Origin of the sequence: uncultured Shewanella sp., assembly GCF_947501225.1 — a bacterium.
Classification (GTDB): domain Bacteria; phylum Pseudomonadota; class Gammaproteobacteria; order Enterobacterales; family Shewanellaceae; genus Shewanella.
Genome location: NZ_CANMUW010000002.1, coordinates 314044 through 333316 on the forward strand (window position 1 = coordinate 314044; position 19273 = coordinate 333316).

The 19273-nt window shown below is 47.7% G+C and carries 11 protein-coding genes; 3 read left to right on the forward strand and 8 right to left on the reverse strand.

The genetic code is table 11. The features are described 5' to 3' along the window. Positions 1–56: 56 nt before the first annotated feature. Together Q1B47_RS05000 and Q1B47_RS05005 are read right to left on the reverse strand one after the other, a co-directional pair. Entirely contained in the window at positions 57–1559 is a 1503-nt protein-coding gene (locus tag Q1B47_RS05000) for an FAD-dependent oxidoreductase (RefSeq protein ID WP_299789541.1), read from the reverse strand. Positions 1560–1608: 49 nt separating this feature from the next. Beyond that, a complete protein-coding gene (locus tag Q1B47_RS05005; RefSeq protein WP_299789545.1) occupies positions 1609–1926 on the reverse strand; it encodes a cytochrome c3 family protein in 318 nt (105 codons plus the stop codon). 340 nt (positions 1927–2266) lie between these two features. Between Q1B47_RS05005 and Q1B47_RS05010 the strand changes: the two genes are divergently transcribed. Further along, on the forward strand, positions 2267–3874 hold the full coding sequence (locus Q1B47_RS05010; protein ID WP_299789548.1) for a sigma-54-dependent Fis family transcriptional regulator: 1608 nt from the start codon (positions 2267–2269) through the stop codon (positions 3872–3874). Positions 3875–3922: 48 nt separating this feature from the next. Here the strand turns inward: Q1B47_RS05010 and Q1B47_RS05015 are convergent, their stop codons facing one another. Together Q1B47_RS05015 and Q1B47_RS05020 are read right to left on the reverse strand one after the other, a co-directional pair. Next, the gene (locus tag Q1B47_RS05015) at positions 3923–5266 is read right to left on the reverse strand and encodes a beta-propeller fold lactonase family protein (RefSeq protein WP_299789551.1); all 1344 of its coding nucleotides are present in this window, start codon (positions 5264–5266) and stop codon (positions 3923–3925) included. A gap of 80 nt (positions 5267–5346) precedes the next feature. Beyond that, the gene (locus tag Q1B47_RS05020; RefSeq protein ID WP_299789554.1) at positions 5347–6024 is read right to left on the reverse strand and encodes a DUF4386 family protein; all 678 of its coding nucleotides are present in this window, start codon (positions 6022–6024) and stop codon (positions 5347–5349) included. A 249-nt stretch (positions 6025–6273) separates the two neighbouring features. Between Q1B47_RS05020 and Q1B47_RS05025 the strand changes: the two genes are divergently transcribed. Continuing rightward, positions 6274–7008 carry a protein-L-isoaspartate(D-aspartate) O-methyltransferase gene (locus tag Q1B47_RS05025; protein WP_299789557.1) on the forward strand — a complete coding sequence of 245 codons (735 nt, stop codon included), beginning with the start codon at positions 6274–6276 and terminating at the stop codon, positions 7006–7008. Further along, complete coding sequence (locus Q1B47_RS05030; RefSeq protein ID WP_299789560.1) at positions 7008–9422, forward strand: hypothetical protein; 2415 nt, start codon at positions 7008–7010, stop codon at positions 9420–9422. Before Q1B47_RS05025 ends, Q1B47_RS05030 begins: the two co-directional genes overlap by 1 nt. A gap of 60 nt (positions 9423–9482) precedes the next feature. Here Q1B47_RS05030 and Q1B47_RS05035 read toward each other — a convergent pair whose 3' ends face one another. The 4 genes from Q1B47_RS05035 to Q1B47_RS05050 form a co-directional block, all read right to left on the reverse strand. Beyond that, positions 9483–10040 (reverse strand): GNAT family N-acetyltransferase, encoded by a 558-nt coding sequence (locus tag Q1B47_RS05035; protein ID WP_299789563.1) that lies wholly within the window; start codon positions 10038–10040, stop codon positions 9483–9485. Positions 10041–10096: 56 nt separating this feature from the next. Then, positions 10097–10729, reverse strand: a complete 633-nt coding sequence (gene catB, locus Q1B47_RS05040; RefSeq protein WP_299789566.1) for a type B chloramphenicol O-acetyltransferase — start codon at positions 10727–10729, stop codon at positions 10097–10099. Positions 10730–10981: 252 nt separating this feature from the next. Beyond that, positions 10982–11284 carry a DUF6176 family protein gene (locus Q1B47_RS05045; RefSeq protein ID WP_299789569.1) on the reverse strand — a complete coding sequence of 101 codons (303 nt, stop codon included), beginning with the start codon at positions 11282–11284 and terminating at the stop codon, positions 10982–10984. Positions 11285–12486: 1202 nt separating this feature from the next. Next, complete coding sequence (locus tag Q1B47_RS05050) at positions 12487–19023, reverse strand: Ig-like domain-containing protein (RefSeq protein ID WP_299789572.1); 6537 nt, start codon at positions 19021–19023, stop codon at positions 12487–12489. Between the last annotated feature and the right edge of the window lie 250 nt (positions 19024–19273).

Below are 19273 nucleotides of genomic sequence, written 5' to 3' on the forward strand. Positions count from 1 at the left end.
AGGAAAATATATTTAAGGGAGGGGAACTCCCCCCCTTGATGATGTGATTTGACGGTTTATTTAAGTGCTTTCAGTGCGCTCTCGCCGGCCATGCGTCCGGAATAGACGGCGAAGGCATAAGCATGGCCCGAAGCCCATAGGGTATAGGTATCGCCATACAGGCCCCCGACATCACAGCCACCGGCATAGAGCCCTGAAATGGCTTTGTTATCGTGTCCCAACACCTCCATCTGCGTATTCACGCTAAGCCCACCGATAGAGGTAAAGTGATATGGCATCATTTTGACCGCGTAGAGTTGACCTTGGTTAAGCGGAGTAAGCCATCTATGCTCTTTGACAAACTCAGGGTCATAGTGATTTTCAGCATAGCTGTTGTAGTTGTCATAAGTCTTCTTTAGCGCATCGACCGGCACGCCTATCTCTGTTGCAAGTGCCTCGATAGAGCTCGCCGTCTTAAACCCGTCGCTGTTTACAGCCAGTGCGTTTTTAATTTCATCTCTAAGCCCGGTTAACTTTGTGGTTACAGGCACAATGACACCGACCCCATTATCGACACCCTTGAGTGCAGCATGGTCGACGCTGGCATCATCGAAAATGGCCCAGGCCATATCGCCATACTCCCGCCCCACTGCATTAGCCGCCTGAGCAAAGCTGAAGGCTACCGCCTCATTAGTGAAACGCTCGCCGGAGCTGTTTACCCAGAGATTATTTGGCTGCCATGTCATGGTATTGATCCCCTGTAGCGGGATAATGCCTTTGCCTCTGGCTCCCAGGAATGGCATCAGAGTCTCGCCTTCGGTATCGGCGCCAACATCTTTTGCCATCTGTATGCCGTCGCCGGTCTTATTCAGCGGCAGTGCGGGTAAAAATGTCTCCGGGTTATATTCCGTCCACTTGGCAATTTTCTCCTTGCTGTTGCCAAAACCACCCGTGGCTATCACAACGGCCTTGGCATTTAGGGTGATCTTATTGCCCTTATGATCTACAGCCTCCACACCGGTTACTTTATGGTCTTTATAGATCAGACTCTTAGCCGGTGTACGCAACATAAACCGCACGCCCAGTTTTTTCGCTTTTTGCTGCAGTGTAGAGATGAGTACACCGCCATGAACAAACTGATCTTTTTCTTTGATGATATGCCAGACTCTGGGCTCTGTTGGTGAGATTTGAATAAGCTTGAAATCCACTCCCCGTTTATTTAACCAGTCGATATTGTCGGCAGAGTTATTGACAAAATCCCTGATCAACGGCGCATTGAGCTTGTAATGGTTGAACTCAACAATATGTTCAAATGCTTCATCCTTGGTTAACCCATAGGATGTCGCACGCTGATACTCGGACTCAACGGCAAACAGACCCTCGGCGAAATTTGAAGACCCTCCCAGATATGGATTTTTTTCAAGAACGACAACATTTGCCCCTCCCTCGGCAGCAGTTAACGCCGCCGAAAGCCCCGTTGAACCGCCACCCACTACGACGATGTCGGTGTTGATAAGCTTGTCGGCAGCATATGTGCCTGCAGACAGAGTAGAGAAAAGCATGAAAACGGTGTACGTCATCAATCTAGTACATTTTTTCACAGATTAGATTCCTTTTTGATGTTAGTTGTTACTTTGTTTCGTGTCTTGAAATTGGACCGTGACAGTCCTGACAGAAGTTTTGAATGGCATCATGTCCCTGATGGCATGAGGTACATTCAACATCCAGAAAGTGCGGACTCATGTGGGGATTGTGGTGCATGTCAGCAGTTTTTTTACTCAACTGGGAGTAGGAATCATGACAAGCCAGGCACTTCTCATTTTGGATAATTTCTTTTTTATCGTCCCCATGACAAGACCGACACTCCCCCCCCTGCTGCTTATGGGTCTGTTTAAAATTGTAAGCATAGAGCGGGCTGCTCAGGGTTAACGTGGAGATGAAAACCATTGAGCCTGCTATTAATACTTTTTGGTTTAAAAACTTTCGCGTTTTCTTCATTGATATCTCGCTTTGGCTAATACCTTTAAATGTATTGGTTGATGAAAATACTCATCGTTTGCCATAAAGCAGGTTATATGCCAACTACCCATAACTGGGTATCTTAGTGTTAACTAACTGATATTGTGTTTTTTTATCAAGTTCTAATATTGGGAGGTATTTTCTGAATTCTATTTTTTGTAAACTCAATTCCATTTTTTAGAAATCGATCCAAGTTTAAATCGTCACTATTAAGTAAGATTTACACATCTTCCCAGGTACTAAGTGGTCGCTAAATAAGGCGTTAATAATGAAAGCTTCGGAGTTGAATTTAGAACACGTTTTCTCCTTTAATCCCAAAGGAGGCAACATGCAGTTCATGGGACACAGAGCCCTGATATTGGACGCCATAGCCATGGGGCTGTTACGCAAAGAGCTCATAGAAAATATAGGGAGTTTCGCTGCACGCAATATTTTAACCAGAATGGGATATGCCCATGGATGGAGCACTGCAGATAGTCTTGACAGGGAATATAGCGATCTACTCAAAGATCCTGACTTTGGCCCCAGCCTGCATCAACTGCAGGGACTTGTGAATATCGCCAAATGCGATTGGACCTTTGAGCCCAAGTTTAACGCTGACATTTTTTGGGAAGACTCCTACGAGGCAGAGCAGCATACTTTGCACCTTGGTATGGCCCATGAGCCAGTTTGCTGGACCTTAACCGGCTATGTCAGCGGTTACTGCTCCCGCATGCTGGGTGAAGAGATCTACTGTATCGAACATCAGTGCCATGCCAAGGGAGACGCATTGTGTCATGCCCGGGCACGGACCAAAGATGAGTGGGGTGAGCAGATTGAGCCCTATCTACCCTATTTCCAGGCAGACACCATAGATAAAGTCCTTCACGAGGTCACAACCAAGCTAACCAGTGTCGAAAAGAAAATAAACTTACGTACAAGATTTGCTGAGAGTGAGAGTGCCGGCGGTATTGTTGCCAGAAGTAAGACAATGAGCAAGACTCTGGACTTTGCCAGACGCATCGCTAAGGTTGAGTCGGCTGTTATTATTTCCGGTGAAAGCGGCGCCGGTAAAGAAAAAATTGCCAGATTAATCCACGGTGAATCGGCGCGGGCACTGAGATCATTTGTAGCAATAAACTGCAGCGCAGTAACTGAAACCCTGCTTGAAAGTGAGTTTTTCGGTCATGCCAAAGGGGCATTTACCGGCGCGAACAAGGAGAGAATTGGCCTATTTGAAGCCGCAAATGGCGGAACCCTGTTTCTGGACGAGATAGGTGAGCTGTCTGCCGGTATGCAGGCAAAACTACTGCGTGTGCTACAGGAGAGGGAGATCAGAAGAGTCGGAGAGAATACTCCCCGAAAGGTGGATGTCAGAATCGTGGCCGCAACCAACCGAAACCTTGCTAAAGAGGTTAAAGAGGGTAATTTCAGGGAAGATCTCTATTATCGCCTCTGTGTATTCGAGCTTGTGGTGCCACCGCTTAGGGAGCGAGCCGAAGACATTTTAGTCTTAGCACGCCACTTCCTTGAACGCACATCAAACAAGATCGGCAAGGAGGTTATTGGTTTTTATCCTGAGGTCATCCAGCGATTGACTCAATTTGGCTGGCCCGGCAATGTCAGGCAGTTGGAAAATACCATAGAACATGCGGTAGTCATGTGTCAAAGAAAGCGGATCAAGCTTGAGGATCTCCCCAGAGGCCTGGAGATAGCGGACACCGTTTCGTCCACAAATTCAACCATCAGCCCCATGGAGGAGGTCGAAAAGGAGCAAATACTCAGGGCGCTAAAACTACTCGACGGAAATAAGCATGAAGCAGCCAAACGCTTAGGGATCAGTCTCTCCTCCCTGTACCAGAAGATTAAACGATATGGATACCAGAAAAAGGGCTAACACAAGAGAGAAGGAGGAAGGTTGACACCTTCCCCCATCTACCGACCGCTAATCCCTCCGATCATGGTGTAGCTTAAGCACCGACAATGAATCATGCTTTGCCGATGTCACCAGCAGGTAGCTGTCATCTTTCGAAAGATAGAGCGAGGATACTCCCTCCAAACCATTCCTCCCTGCGGCTGTCATATCGGTTGGAGCGCCGTCGGCTTCACTATTTATGAGTTTCGATTCCAGAAGTAAGCGGCCATCATCTTCTTTTTTAAAAACCAGTACACCGCTGTCGGCCTCAGCGGCAACAAAGAGCTTATTTCCATCTGCGCTTACGGCTAAACTGCCAACCCCTTTCAAGCCTCCGTCGACATCCTCATCAATGATAGTCTGGAACAGGGTGTATTCTCTATCCCCGGCCTCCGTCTCTATTCGATTAAATATAACGACGGCATTACTCCCCGCACAGGCGACATAGATGTGATCTCCGTCCGGCGAAAATCTGACGACTTGAGGATTAATCAGGTGATGGATCCCGCTCTCCCCTCCTATTAAGGTCTGACTTAACCTCAGCTCACCATCCGGTGTGCGGTTATACAGTGTCAACATATGCTCATCGAAACCTGTAACAGCAAGCAATGAGTTATCCGCCGACAAAGCCAGACCAACGGCGCCGCCTAACCCAACCTCATCTCCCTTGACCAGACTCGGTACCGGCCTGTCAGCCGAACTGTCGCTATTTGAAGCATCGAGCCCTGAAACATCAGGGTTAGCTACGTCAAGCTCTGGCACATCAAATACGGAGAGCCCATTACTCTTATAACCTGTAACATATATCTGCTGGCCATCATCAGATACGACGAGATCCCAGGCCCCCAATAACCCAATAGTATCTAAGGCCCCAACAGGCTCGGCACTGTTAAAAATTCGCTCAACACTCAAGCCGTCACTCACACTGCGCCTGAAGTTATATCGATTAGCTTCATCCCGGTCTAAGACCACCAGCGCACTATCATAGAAGCTGGCAACAAATAAGCTGTTCCCGTCGGGGAGAAAGGCGACCTGTGATGCTCCCTCCAGACCGGTAATGCCTGGGGTATTATTTTTAAATACCCGGTTAAAACTCAGGTTAAAATCATCGGAAATATCAAAAATTGCCAATGAATTATCGTCACCGCTGACAACGGCGACATGCGTGCCATCGGGAGAGACTCTTACAGACCTGGGATTATCCAGCCCATCGACGCCCGCTTCGTTATCTTTTAATACCTGAACCAGTGTCATAACCTTAGACGCTGTAAATTTATTCTCTGAATTGACTTCGTGAATACTATGGGAACATCCCGATAGTACGAGGCACATCAGCAGGGGCAAGATACTCGATATAAACTTTATTGATGGCATGGTCCCATCTCCTTTCCTCTACTTTCTCAATTGTGCCGATCAAATAATAGCCAGCTCAATACTCAAATTCAGACAGGCATCTACCGGATCCCCTCAACATCTCTGGCCCCCGAGAATTGCGCAGAATCGACTAACAAAACCTTTCCCAGCCAAGCGAACCACAAGATCTGACCTAAACCAAAAACCTCTGTCAGTATCTCGGCGGGATAGAGAGTAAGGATACCGACCAAGCCGATAAACATCCCAAGGTAATTAAGTATCTTAGGGAGTTCATTCGCTCTTAAGGCCGCAACACTCAACAGAAGTACCCAGAGCCCGCCAACAATTTCATTCCCGCCGCCCAGGGCCTCGACTATGGTGTTAATAATCAACAGGAGCGTCATAGCCTGTTCGGGATCCTTCGCAGAGATCTCAATCGCCGCTTCTAAACCGATATTTGCGATCATTCCGCTGGCTATGACTAAACCAACCCAAACTATGCCAAAAAGCGAAGCTAACTGTGCAAGAGTCGGAGCTCTATCTTTAACGCGCTGATAAAGCGCCAAGACCAGCACTGCCAGAAATATCCCGAAAAGAACATACATAGCCAAATTGAGCAGGGATAGGGTTAATTGGTTGTCGGAGAGAAAAGTAAACTCCTGTACTGCATTAACATTTGCAGGGTATTCCCATATAGCGCCAAAAAACACAAAAGCCGATATATAGATGACAGCCTCAAAAAGTGCTGCAACTCCCCCCATCTTCTGTAAATTATTCATCACTCAATTCCCTATGATTTGAAAACCTATCAAAGCTAACACGGAAATACGTAGTAAACCTTTATGTATATGTAACAAAACCTAACGTCTCGAGCCCAGGTGACGCTGGTCCGCTATTGACGAATAATGCACCTGCTTCGGACTTGAGCCTTAACAGAGTAACAACCAGTCAACCTTTCTAATAAACCTCTATTCTTCCTATACTCAATATTGATTGGGTTATACCAAAACCCTGCGGGGGAGCGCGCTATGGGTAAACTAGTATTTATGTTTATTACCCTTTTCATATTCGGGCAGCAGAGCCTTACGGCATCAGCCGCTGAGGATGCCGACAGATATCTGCGTGCCAGAGAGAATATGGTGCAAGAGCAGATCAGCATGCGTGGCATTAAAGACAAGAGAGTGCTGACGGCAATGAGAGAGGTCCCCAGACACCTCTTCGTACCGGGCCTGCTGACTTTCAGAGCATATACAGACTCTCCCCTGCCGATCGGTGAAGGACAGACCATTTCACAGCCCTACATTGTCGCCCTGATGACAGAGTTACTGGAACTCACCGGCAGTGAAATCGTGCTCGAGATTGGTACCGGCTCCGGATATCAGGCGGCGGTGCTTTCCAGGGTCGCCAAAGAGGTCTTCAGCATAGAGATCAAGGAGAAGCTCTGCAGTAGTTCCGGCAGACTTCTGGACTCGCTGGGTTATACCAATATTGAGACCCGCTGCGGTGACGGCTACTTCGGCTGGGAGAAACAGGCTCCCTTCGATGCAATTATGATCACCGCCGCCGTAGATCATGTCCCTCCTCCCCTCTTAGCGCAACTCAAAGACGGTGGACGACTGGTGCTTCCCCTGGGCAACCCTTTCAGTTATCAAAACCTGGTGCTTGTCACCAGGAAGGGAGACGATTATAGGGTTTGGCAGATCTCCGGCGTACTCTTCGTTCCCATGACCGGACATGCAATGAAGGACAGCGGGGAGAGATAATGGTTCTTGCGGCCGTCTTCCTGGTATCCCTCTCCTCTCTTGCCTTCGAGGTACTGCTGGCAAGGGCCTTCTCGATCAGCCAGTGGAATCATCTCTCCTTTATGGTGATAAGCATCGCGCTTTTCGGCTTTGCCGCCAGCGGCACACTGCTGAGCATTCTCGACTCAAAACAGAGAGAGTGGAGAAGACGGCTGGCCGCAGAGGAAGCGACATCGACTTTGGTGCTCCTCTATAGCTGCTCTACACTGCTGGCCTTCATCATTTTAACCAAACTTCCCCTCGACTACTTCAGGCTTTCACTGGAGCCTACTCAGGCCCTATATCTCTTTATCAGCTATACCCTGCTGGCTATTCCATTTTTCTTCACAGGTTTTATTGTACTGGCAGCCTATCTGCAGCGGCCGGAAAAGACCGGCATCATCTACTTTGCCAGCATGACAGGATCGGCGGTGGGAACCGTTATTCCCTCCCTGTTACTGCCTTTTATTACAGAGGGAAAACTCGTCGTCACCCTTGCATTAGTCCCCTTGTGTTATCTATCTGCAGCCGCTTGTATAAAGCGCAGAAAAGGCAGTCGCACCGACTTTAGCCCCGCAAGAGGGCTTATCCCGTTGCTAAGTGTCAGCACTATAGTGCTAACTTCCGCTCTGCTTCTTACCCCATGGGGCACAGAACAGGTGACCGTCGCCCCTTCACCCTATAAATCGATAAGCCAGCTGCTGCAGTTTCCCCACTCTACTGTCACCGGGTCGGTAAGCAGCATCACCGGCAGAGTAGATACCGTCACCAGCCCCTATATCCGTTACGCACCGGGATTGAGTCTCAAATACAGCGGTGGACAGCCCGTGCAGAAATCGATTTTCCGGGACGGAGACGAGCAGCTGGTGCTCTATGGAGAGAGGGGCAACGCTGAGGGGTTCACCTTTGCAGGCTTCACCTTGCCGGCGCTAGGCTATCAGCTTGTCGCTCAACCCCAAAGTGCACTGCTTATCCTCAAAGGCGGAGGAAGCAGCATACCCACCGCACTGTCAGCTAAGGTACCGGAGCTGACAGTGATTCATGAGAGCCAGGCAATAGCCCGGGCCATAGGCCAGCATTACAACCTGTCTGCAACGGCCGAAAATCCCCGCATATTTCTCAGTCAGTCGCAAAGGAAATACGACATCATCCATCTTGAGAGTTGGGGAACATCTCTGCCCGGATCTGCGGCGCTCAGCCAGGAGTACCTGTTCACCACACAGGCCTTCGACGAATACCTTAACCATCTCTCTGATAATGGAGTTATCATTATTTCGCGCAAGCTCCTTCTCCCCCCCTCCGACTCCCTCCGCCTCTTTGCCACTGCGATGCAAGCCCTGGTAGAGAGAGGCGTGACAAAACCACAGCAGCACCTGATGCTATTAAGAAACTGGGGGATCTTTACTCTGCTGATCAGTAAAAATCCCATTCAAAATGGGGAGGCTGCGATAGCGCTTGCTGAAAGGCTGAATTTCGACCTTGTCTATATCCGGGATATGCCACCGTCTGCTGCCAATCGCTTCAATATTTTTGAGCTCCCCCATCACTACCTTGCCGTCAGGCAACTGCTTCGGCATTACGGTGAGGGAAGCGAGCAGGATTATTTCGATGATTACCTGCTGGATACGGCCCCTCAGAGTGACCACCGGCCGTTTCCCGGTCGCTATATCAAGTGGGATCGATTGGAAGAGCTATATCTCAGCATGGGAAGCAGACCCTATTCAATGCTGCTTTCAGGCGAGGTCGTCGTGGCGGTAGTCTTTGTCGAGGCGCTGGCTGTCGCAGCCCTGCTTTTGATGCTTCCCAGGCTCCTTTCCGGAAGGAGGAAAGAGAGAGTCCCTACGGCGCAGAAGCTCTATTTCTTCTCCATCGGGGCGGGGTTCATGTTCGTGGAGATCTATTTTATCAAGGCTTATATCCTGATATTTTCCAGCCCGGTGATAAGTTTCACCCTGGTCCTGGCCGGTATTCTGCTCGCTTCCGGCATCGGAGGGTGGTGGTCTCAAAAAATGAGCAGAGACGCGGTTATCTACTCTCTTGTCGGCCTCTGTCCGTTGCTTCTTGGTATTGTAATCTTAATGGAGCCGCTGCTCACCCTCCTGCTGGGCTTACCTGTGCTGCTCCGCTATCTATTTGCGCTGCTTTTACTCATTCCACCAGGCATTTTAATGGGGATACCATTCGCTCTGGGGATGCGCAGCCTGCTTACGACCCCTCTGCAGCGGGCCTACGCCTGGGCTATGAACGGCTGTGCCTCCGTCCTCACCTCCATTGCCGCGGCAGGTCTCGCCCTCTATAGCGGCATCCCATCCGTCATGCTCTTCGGGGCGGCATTTTATCTGCTGGCGGCGGTTTGTTCGAAAGGGGCCGGAGCCTGCGATAGAGTAGAGACGTAACTTAAGAGAGTTAATTTTACCGCCGCGTGTAGATATAGCAGCTGAGCCACTTACGGCAAGCTAACCCTCACCCTCTTGGTTGTTAAGCAACCAACGCTCTTGTTTGAGTTCATATTTAAGCCACTCCTCACCCGATTCGATAAAGCTTGAATCAAGCTGCATGCCCAGCTTTTGAATCAACCGCTGTGACGCCAGGTTATTTTTCATGGCTCGGGCTATCACTGTGTCGACACCATAGCGGGTAAAGGCTAATTCCAATGACGCTTTTGCCGACTCTAACGCATATCCCCGGTGCCAGAATCTTCGCATCAGGCGAAAACCGATATCCACCTCACCGGTTTCGGGTGACTGTCTAAGCCCGCAAAAGCCAATATATTCACCTGAACTTTTCAGATACAGAGACCAGCGACCGAAGCCATACTTGTCATATTGGTCATATTCTTCAATAAACCTAACAACTTCACTGCGACTGCTGAACGGCTTATCGCCGGTAAACTTGAGCACCAGAGGGTCGAGGTTCAGCCCGTAGAAGCCGGCAACATCATCTAAAGAGAACCGCCTGAACAGTAACCGCTCTGTTTCTGTTTCAATTTTTGTTTCCTCTGTTTCCATTTCCATCCCCTCTCCTTGTGGTCCTGTATCAATAAAAGCTACCCAGCCCCTAACGGCATGGATTATGAGAGGCTCAAGCCTTTCCAGTAGTCATATAGCCCCTGAATATCCGACGAACAGATCAAGCCCATCGCTCTCTTAACCTGTTCATCACTCCACAGCCACCACTTCATCTCAAGCAGCTGAGCCACCTCATCTTCACCGAAACGAGAACGTATATGTCTGGCGGGATTTGAGCCCACAACCGAGTAGGGTTCGACATCTTTTGTCACAACTGCACGACTGGCAATGATGGCACCATCTCCCACTGTGACACCACTCATGATCATGGCTTCGCTGCCAATCCAGACATCGTTTCCTATGACGGTGTCGCCCGAGCGCTCGAAGCCATCTTTTGCATCAGCGAAGTTTTCATTATCCCGGTAAAAAAACGGAAAAGTGCTGACCCAAGAGTTTTGGTGCCCCTGGTTACCCGCCATCATAAACACGGCCCCGGACCCAATTGAGCAATAGCTGCCGATGATTAACTTATCGACATCGTCTCTGTCAGGCATTAAGTAGCGGGCACAGTCATCGAAGCTGTGATTGTGGTAATAGCCGGAATAATAGCTGTGATCACCCACTATGATATTCGGGTTTGTCACTTGCTCTTTCAGTGATTTGCCCTCGAAAGGACTGTCAAAATAGTTGTTCAATTTACATCCTCATGGGTTTATTGAGCCGACCGCAACTGCCATCTTTTGCTACACCCTGTAGTGTTCAGGGGATCCATAACCAGTTGCTGAAAAAATTTAAGCGCTATATTAATTTCATTTGACCCGTCTATAGGTTCAGGGTTATTCAGTGCCTCTACGCAATAGGAGTTACCTTCCCGAAAAACATTCAGCCCGGCCAGACCAGCAAGATCTTCATTGTCATGTTTTTGTCCTAGGAATATCTATTAAAGGCTATGCCTGGATATTACCGTTTTCCGCCGTAATTTCGGCCATTAGTTCATAATGAAACTTGTCAATCGGGTGCTTAAACTTCATTGAAACCTCGAACACACGCTTAATTGAGTTGGCGCGCAAATACCATAAGAGGTATTTGCTACCCTCGATTTCAACTTTAAACCAAGACTCTATCTGAACGTCTTCATCTTGCAACGTTGCCGCAGCTTCATCCAGGCGAGAAGAGATCGCGCTTTTCCACTCTTCAACTTTCCCCTCAGTTTCAGGTTTTAGTTTAATTAACCCAGATGCGTATTCCATGCTCTAATCCCTTGAAAAACATGCCTGATTATGGCGCATATTAACCTAGTCAAGAACAAACTCAGTTTAAGCTATTCCAGCCATGAAGCAGCGCCATGACGCACTCATTTAATTTCTTTTAACTCAATCACTTGCGCACTTAACTGACTGACCTGTTTTATATGCCTTACTTAAAAATGAAGCAATCTATCGATAAGTAAAACAATATGTTTGTAATCATTGTTTGATACAATTTCTGCCCTAAGAACAATTAACTCATGAACTAAATCATTAGACTGCTCAGATTCAATGCGGGGGTCACTCTAGTATTTTTTCGAAGATTAGATTTAGCTGTGGGAATCTTTCATCTTGAGAAATAAGATCGAACATACCTTCTTTCCAGTGTTCAATCGATGCCCTCTCATCCTTGATGTATAGACCGAATGCCATATATCTCCCGAAATGTAACGCCCGGTTATTTGGCGGTTTAAGCTAGGCTAAAATTAGCAAATAATGGGCAAAAGCCAAGCGTTATTCTTCCTTTTGAGTTATTTGTGTGGCGTTGGCCGAGTCGGGTCTCTACTTAACTCCAAAAACATCCGGCTCCCCCAAAGTCCTCATGCGCAATCTCGACATCCGTAGGGTGCAGACCATCAATCATCCGAGCGTTGATACCCATAGCCGGGTATTTTTCATTCAAGGGCAACCAATGGGTAACGCAACCACAAATCTTGCAACGGTGAAATTCAAGTGTTTTATCGCCCCAGGCATACGTTGATGTTGCACCTTGCGCATAGAAGAGCGAAACATCTTCAACAGCACAGTAAATCCATAGGGCACCAAGTCTTCTACAAATAGAGCAATTGCACTCGGTGACCTTCTCGGGTACACCGGGAAACTCAACAACAATTGCGCCACAGTGACATGTAGCTTTAGATCTCACTCTAGATTGATCGCATTTCTTCACAGCTGTCATCCTGACGTCTAACGCCCCAATAAGAGTACGGATAATGCTTGGCTAAACCATCAAACGAAGTGGCACTGAGCCAAGCCTAGCAGCCCCTCACTTTACTGGCTCTGCCAGCTCTACTTTACGCGATAAAATCTGTAGTGGGCAATGTGACTTGGCCACTACACCGGGCTCATATCATCCTTAATCCTTAATCCTTAATCCTTAATCCTTAATCCTTAATCCTTAATCCTTAATCCTTAATCCTTAATCCTTAATCCTTAACTTTAACCCTTAATCTATATAGCAATACGATTAGTAATAATATCCAATAAAAACTAATTGCACCGCCTCCACTAGTTTTTGAAGAAGGCTGAGTAACAATAACAGTAACGATTCCATGAGCAGTTCCTCCAACACCATCACTAACCAGATACTCAATAGTATCAGTACCTATAAAAGTATCTGATGAAGTATAATTCAATGTTTGATCTTCATTAATACTGACTGAGCCAAACTCAGCGGTAGCTGAAAGTATTGTGAGTTGATCACTATCCGTATCAGTATCATTTGCCAAAACATTAACAGTTATCGTTACCCCAGGTTTTGTATAAACAGATTCATTGTTGACTATTGGCGTTCTGTTTCGTATTAGAACAACAACCTTAGCACTGTCATTGCCACCATTATTATCAGAAATAACATAGCTAAGTTCATCATCGCCTAAATAGCCTTCAGGAGCCGAATAGATTAATGCATTGTTACTAATTTCCACATTACCATGCTGAGCTATTGCACTCAGTATACTCAACATATCACCATCATTATCAGTATCATTTTCAAGTACTTCTATAGTAACCGTTTCATTCTTGCCAATTTCTACCGTATCATCATTAGCAATAGGGAAACTGTTAGCGGAAGTATAAATAACAACCCCTCCAGGATCTCTGATCTCACCATTTGCAACACCATCTGCATCATTAGGCCCACCATCTTCTAACATCAAACGAACACACCAGAACCCCTCAGTTAAACCAAGTTGGTACTTTTCACTGTCAGGTGAAGGGCAATACCCCTCTTCACCTTGAGTGCTGGCTATTTGGTTATTGGCATCTTCGACAAAATTAGTCCAGCCAATATCGGGAAGGTACTTTCTATAAATAGCATCGGTGGGAATTGGTTGTAACTGCGGCAAAGTAATAAGGTATACCTGCCCTTTGGCTATTTGAGAAATAGTAAAATCAAAAATGCCTCCAATATTAGTTGTCTCGCTATCTTCGGGAATCGAATTACTTTGTGCGCTGCCATCGTACAGAGTGGCTCCACCACTTTCTCCTCCCATAGCAGTCGCACCCAAAGATAAGCAGCCACTGAGCTCTCCCTCTATTAAGAAGCTTGAGTTTTTATCAACTTGCTCTAGCAAGATATTACAAGCTGCAATATTATCCAGGTAATCAGGGATACCATCGGCATCAACATCTCCAAAACCTTCGATAACATCTTGAATACCATCTCCGTCAGAGTCATCATTGGTCAATACTGGCAAGCTGTCTACAACTTCAATAAACATGCTAGTTTCATTGCTTAGTGGCTGTACTCCATCATCACTGACTAAAAGTCTGACTTCATAGGTCCCCCCGTTTAATTCGAGAGGAGAAAAGGTAAAGCTTCGCTCATCCGTATCTAAATCTATTAACTCTTCCGAAACGCCACTCCAGTCGTATATATGATTATCATTTTTATTACCATCAAACAGTGTCGAAGTAACAACTACGTCTCCTCCGCTTTTTAAAAGTAATATACTTGAGTCACCACCCTGCTGAATATCAAGTGAAATAATAGGGGCAATATTCTTCTCAGTAATGATGACATTATGAGTTGGCGAGTTTGAATTAAGTAACGGATCTAAAGTCAGTTGTAATAATTCATCCCCTTCTGAAACACCATCATCCAGAGTACTGAATTCAATACGCCCCTCAATGCCAGATTCAATAACCAAAACCGTATCGGTTAAATCGTGGTCATTGGTACCCGCACTACCCGATAAACTGTAATTGATCTCTAAAGGGTAATCTGGAGAGCTTCCATTAAGAAGAACATCGACTCTAACACTTTGACCTTCTGCAACCGTTTGTTCCTGAGACAAATGAATCAACGGGTTTACTTTTACCGTTTGTGTGGCTGTCACACTGTTTCCATGAACATCAACGGCCTGCCAATATATAAAATGCCTACCTGGAGTAAAGTAGTCGTTGTCATCCAGTAAAGTCACAGGAACTGGGTTCCCACTGCTATCAACAGCAACGGCTACCCCCAAGTCAACCTGAGTTTGGAATCCGCTGGCATTAATTTCAATATTCTCTGGTAGAGTGATAACAGGAAGGCTTTCATCATTCATAGCCAATACATGGATCAATATTTCTGCCGTTCCGCTACCATCATTTCCATCGGTAATTCCGTATTGAACGACTGTATCACCTACAAACCCGGCTAATGATTGATATAAAACGGTACTCTTATTTTGGACCGTAGCAACACCTAGATCAGCTGAAGATACAACAACTGTTAATGTGTCCCCGTCAGCATCGGTATCATTGTCTAACACCGATATCTCTATCGATTCACCTGACTGTATGGTGACCTCATCATCAAGAGCCACCGGGTCATCATTATTATTTCTGACAGTGATGCTTACTGTTCCGTTATTGGAATCCAATTTGCCATCGAAGGCTTTATAGGTAAAGCTATCTTCGCCGGCAAAATCCATATTCGGTGTATAGGTTAAACTGGGAGCTTTACCGCTGAGTACACCACCAGACGGTTGAGTAACAACAGAATAAGTTAAAGCATCACCGTCAGCATCGGTTCCCGATAATATAACAGCCAACGCCACCTCTTCATCAGTACCTACAGCTTGATCAATAACAACTGGCGCATCATTAGCATTGTTGATAGCAATACTAATTGTTCCTATGCCGGAATCAACAGAGCCATCATTGGCTTTATATGTGAAACTGTCTACACCGGCATAATCTGCATTAGGCGTATAGGTTAAACTGGGAGCATTACCGCTAAGAACACCATGAGATGGTTGACTAACAACAGAGAAAGTTAAAGTGTCACCATCTGCATCGGTACCTGTTAATGTAATCGCCAGTGCTACATCCTCATCAGTACTCACTGCTTGAGCAATAACAACCGGTATATCATTCGAAGGAGCGATAGCAACATTGACAGTAATATCATCACTCAGGCCATTGCCATCATCTACCCTTACAACAAAACTGTCACTACCGTTAAAATCTCGATTTGGGATGTAACCGATATTTTTAGATGTCCCCGTACCTGAAGCACTTGCTGTACCATTAATCGCCGGAGTCGTAATGCTCCATGTTAAGGTATCTCCTTGATCATCGGTTGCATTTAAACTAAGAGAAAAGCTGGTAGGGCTGCCATCTTCATCCATATTTACGAGTGTTGAAATGCCTTGAGTTATTACTGGTGCGGTATTATTAGTAGAAACCGTAACTAAGCCACTTTCCACATTTAAGCTCGTTGAATTTGCATCAATATTGATTGCTGCAATGGCGCTATAGGTCAAATTCGCCCAGGAGACTTGTCCTGCCGTCGCGGCAACAGCAAGACTGTTGCCGTTAGAAGTCGTCGACAGCGTGCCCGGCGCATCTGTCTCTGCCCCCTGATTCTCATCGGTTAACGTTATGATCTCAATGAAATCGGTATCGACATTGCCCGCCGCATCCTGAGCCTGCAGAGTAACGGGTCCCATATTGGCACCTTGAATCACTGCAGTTAGAGGTTGAATCGTAAACACCAGCTGAGTCGCAGTGACGGCAACCGTTGTCCCACTGCCATTGTTTACGGCCGTGGTTGCCCCCATGGTGGTTCCTCCGCCGCTGGTGACATCGGTATCACCGTCAACCGACAGAATATAAGTTTGCCCCTCCGTTAAACCGGTATTGTCTCCGTAATACGCATTAACCGTATAGATCTCAGAGAGACCGTCGGCGACGGATATCGCCAGGCCACTGAAGGTGATGGTATCCACACCAACGCTGCCGACCACATTGGTTGCATCCGGGCCGTTTAAACGAAATACCACTTTATTTTCGTCACCGGTTCCGGTGACATTGACCACGATTTGGCTGATATCCATCGCCAAGGCGTCACTGCTGCCACCATCGGTTAAAGTAAAGTCAAAGATATCAACCGCCGCCCCAGTGGTAGTGGCTGTCGTCGGCAAAGCGACCGGCTCGGTTACGCCGGCGCTGGCCGTTAAATCCCCATCGGTATTGCCCGTAACCGCAACGTTACTACTTTCAACATTGAAGCTCGTTGAATTTGCATCAATATTGATTGCTGCAATAACGTCATAAGTCAAATTGGCCCAGGAGACTTGACCCGCCGTCGCGGCAACAGCAAGACTGCTGCCGTTAGAGGTCGTCGACAGCGTGCCCGGTGCATCTGTCTCTGCCCCCTGATTCTCATCGGTTAACGTTATGATCTCAGCGAAATCGGTATCGACATTGCCCGCCGCATCCTGAGCCTGCAGAGTAACGGGCCCCATATTGACGCTGGTCGCCACAGTCGCACCGGGTTGAGCACTAAACACCAGCTGAGTCGCAGTGACGGCAACCGTTGTACCACTGCCATTGTTTACGGCCGTGGTTGCCCCCATGGTAGTTCCTCCGCCGCTGGTGACATCGGTATCACCGTCAACCGACAGAATATATGTTTGCCCCTCCGTTAAACCGGTATTGTCTCCGTAATACGCATTAACCGTATAGATCTCCGAGAGACCGTCGGCGACGGATATCGCCAGGCCACTGAAGGTGATGGTATCCACACCAACACTGCCGACCACATTGGTTGCATCCGGACCGTTTAAACGAAATACCACTTTATTTTCGTCACCGGTTCCGGTGACATTGACCACGATTTGACTGATATCCATCGCCAAGGCGTCACTGCTGCCGCCATCGGTTAAAGTAAAGTCAAAGATATCAACCGCCGCCCCAGTGGTAGTGGCTGTCGTCGGCAAAGCGACCGGCTCGGTTACGCCGGCGCTGGCCGTTAAATCCCCATCGGTATTGCCCGTAACCGCAACGTTACTACTTTCAACATTGAAGCTCGTTGAATTTGCATCAATATTGATTGCCGCAATAACGTCATAGGTCAAATTAGCCCAGGAGACTTGACCCGCCGTCGCGGCAACAGCAAGACTGCTGCCGTTAGAGGTCGTCGACAGCGTGCCCGGCGCATCTGTCTCTGCCCCCTGATTCTCATCGGTTAAGGTAATGATCTCAACGAAATCGGTATCGACATTGCCCGCCGCATCCTGAGCCTGCAGAGTAACGGGCCCCATGTTGACGCTGGTCGCCACAGTCGCACCGGGTTGAGCACTAAACACCAGCTGAGTCGCAGTGACGGCAACCGTTGTCCCACTGCCATTGTTCACGGCCGTGGTTGCCCCCATGGCGGTACCTCCGCCGCTGGTGACATCGGTATCACCATCAACCGACAGAATATAAGTTTGTCCCTCCGTTAAACCGGTATTGTCTCCGTAATACGCATTAACCGTATAGATCTCCGAGAGACCGTCGGCGACGGATATCGCCAGGCCACTGAAGGTGATGGTATCCACACCAACGCTGCCGACCACATTGGTTGCATCCGGGCCGTTTAAACGAAATACCACTTTATTTTCGTCACCGGTTCCGGTGACATTGACCACAATTTGGCTGATATCCATCGCCAAGGCGTCACCGCCGCCGCCATCGGTTAAAGTAAAGTCAAAGATATCAACCGCCGCCCCAGTGGTAGTGGCAGTAGTCGGCAAAGCAACCGGCTCGGTTACGCCGGCGCTGGCCGTTAAATCCCCATCGGTATTGCCCGTAACTGCAATATTACTACTTTCGACATTGAAGCTCGTTGAATTTGCATCAATATTGATTGCCGCAATAACATCATAGGTCAAATTGGCCCAGGAGACTTGACCCGCCGTCGCGGCAACAGCAAGACTGCTGCCGTTAGAGGTCGTCGACAGCGTGCCCGTCGCATCTGTCTCTGCCCCCTGATTCTCATCGGTTAACGTTATGAGCTCAGTGAAATCGGTATCGACATTGCCCGCCGCATCCTGAGCCTGCAGAGTAACGGGCCCCATGTTGGTATTGGTTACCACAGTCGCACCGGGTTGAGCACTAAACACCAGCTGAGTCGCAGTGACGGCAACCGTTGTCCCACTGCCATTGTTTACGGCCGTGGTTGCCCCCATAGTAGTTCCTCCGCCGCTGGTGACATCGGTATCACCATCAACCGACAGAATATAAGTTTGCCCCTCCGTTAAACCGGTATTGTCTCCGTAATACGCATTAACCGTATAGATCTCCGAGAGACCGTCGGCGACGGATATCGCCAGGCCACTGAAGGTGATGGTATTCACACCAACGCTGCCGACCACATTGGTTACATCCGGGCCGTTTAAACGAAATACCACTTTATTTTCGTCACCGGTTCCGGTGACATTGACCACAATTTGGCTGATATCCATCGCCAAGGCGTCACCGCCGCCGCCATCAGTTAAAGTAAAGTCAAAGATATCAACCGCCGCCCCAGTGGTAGTGGCAGTCGTCGGCAAAGCAACCGGCTCGGTTACGCCTGCGCTGGCCGTTAAGTTACCATCGGCATCAGCTAACACAGCCCCATGTACCACCAAAGAAGAAGTAATTATGAATGTCTTAAGTAACCAATCGAACGATCTGTTTTCTTTAAGGAATGAGCTAAAAAACAACATGATGAGATACCTGACCGACTTTGTGTTTTATCTAACATTAGTTCAATTATTCCGCTTATCAACATTATTCTCTGGGAATTGATTATCTCCCTATAGAATCAGGGTAATTCGTTGATAACACCGAAATTCAAAAGCAGCTCTTAAGACCCTAAATCATAACTTTGACAACTCATTTATCTGAGTCGTACTACACCATGAGTTTTCACTTCCCATTGGAGCATCCCGTAGAGCAATAGTTACAGGTGATCTA

Bases quoted from the DNA above. Each gene is read 5' to 3' on its own strand.
- Q1B47_RS05050 (WP_299789572.1), bottom strand. From the start codon at position 19,023: ATGTTGTTTTTTAGCTCATTCCTTAAAGAAAACAGATCGTTCGATTGG.
- Q1B47_RS05005 (WP_299789545.1), bottom strand. From the start codon at position 1,926: ATGGTTTTCATCTCCACGTTAACCCTGAGCAGCCCGCTCTATGCTTAC.
- Q1B47_RS05035 (WP_299789563.1), bottom strand. From the start codon at position 10,040: ATGGAAATGGAAACAGAGGAAACAAAAATTGAAACAGAAACAGAGCGG.
- Q1B47_RS05020 (WP_299789554.1), bottom strand. From the start codon at position 6,024: ATGAATAATTTACAGAAGATGGGGGGAGTTGCAGCACTTTTTGAGGCT.
- Q1B47_RS05010 (WP_299789548.1), top strand. From the start codon at position 2,267: ATGAAAGCTTCGGAGTTGAATTTAGAACACGTTTTCTCCTTTAATCCC.
- Q1B47_RS05030 (WP_299789560.1), top strand. From the start codon at position 7,008: ATGGTTCTTGCGGCCGTCTTCCTGGTATCCCTCTCCTCTCTTGCCTTC.
- Q1B47_RS05045 (WP_299789569.1), bottom strand. From the start codon at position 11,284: ATGGAATACGCATCTGGGTTAATTAAACTAAAACCTGAAACTGAGGGG.
- Q1B47_RS05015 (WP_299789551.1), bottom strand. From the start codon at position 5,266: ATGCCATCAATAAAGTTTATATCGAGTATCTTGCCCCTGCTGATGTGC.
- Q1B47_RS05000 (WP_299789541.1), bottom strand. From the start codon at position 1,559: ATGACGTACACCGTTTTCATGCTTTTCTCTACTCTGTCTGCAGGCACA.
- Q1B47_RS05025 (WP_299789557.1), top strand. From the start codon at position 6,274: ATGGGTAAACTAGTATTTATGTTTATTACCCTTTTCATATTCGGGCAG.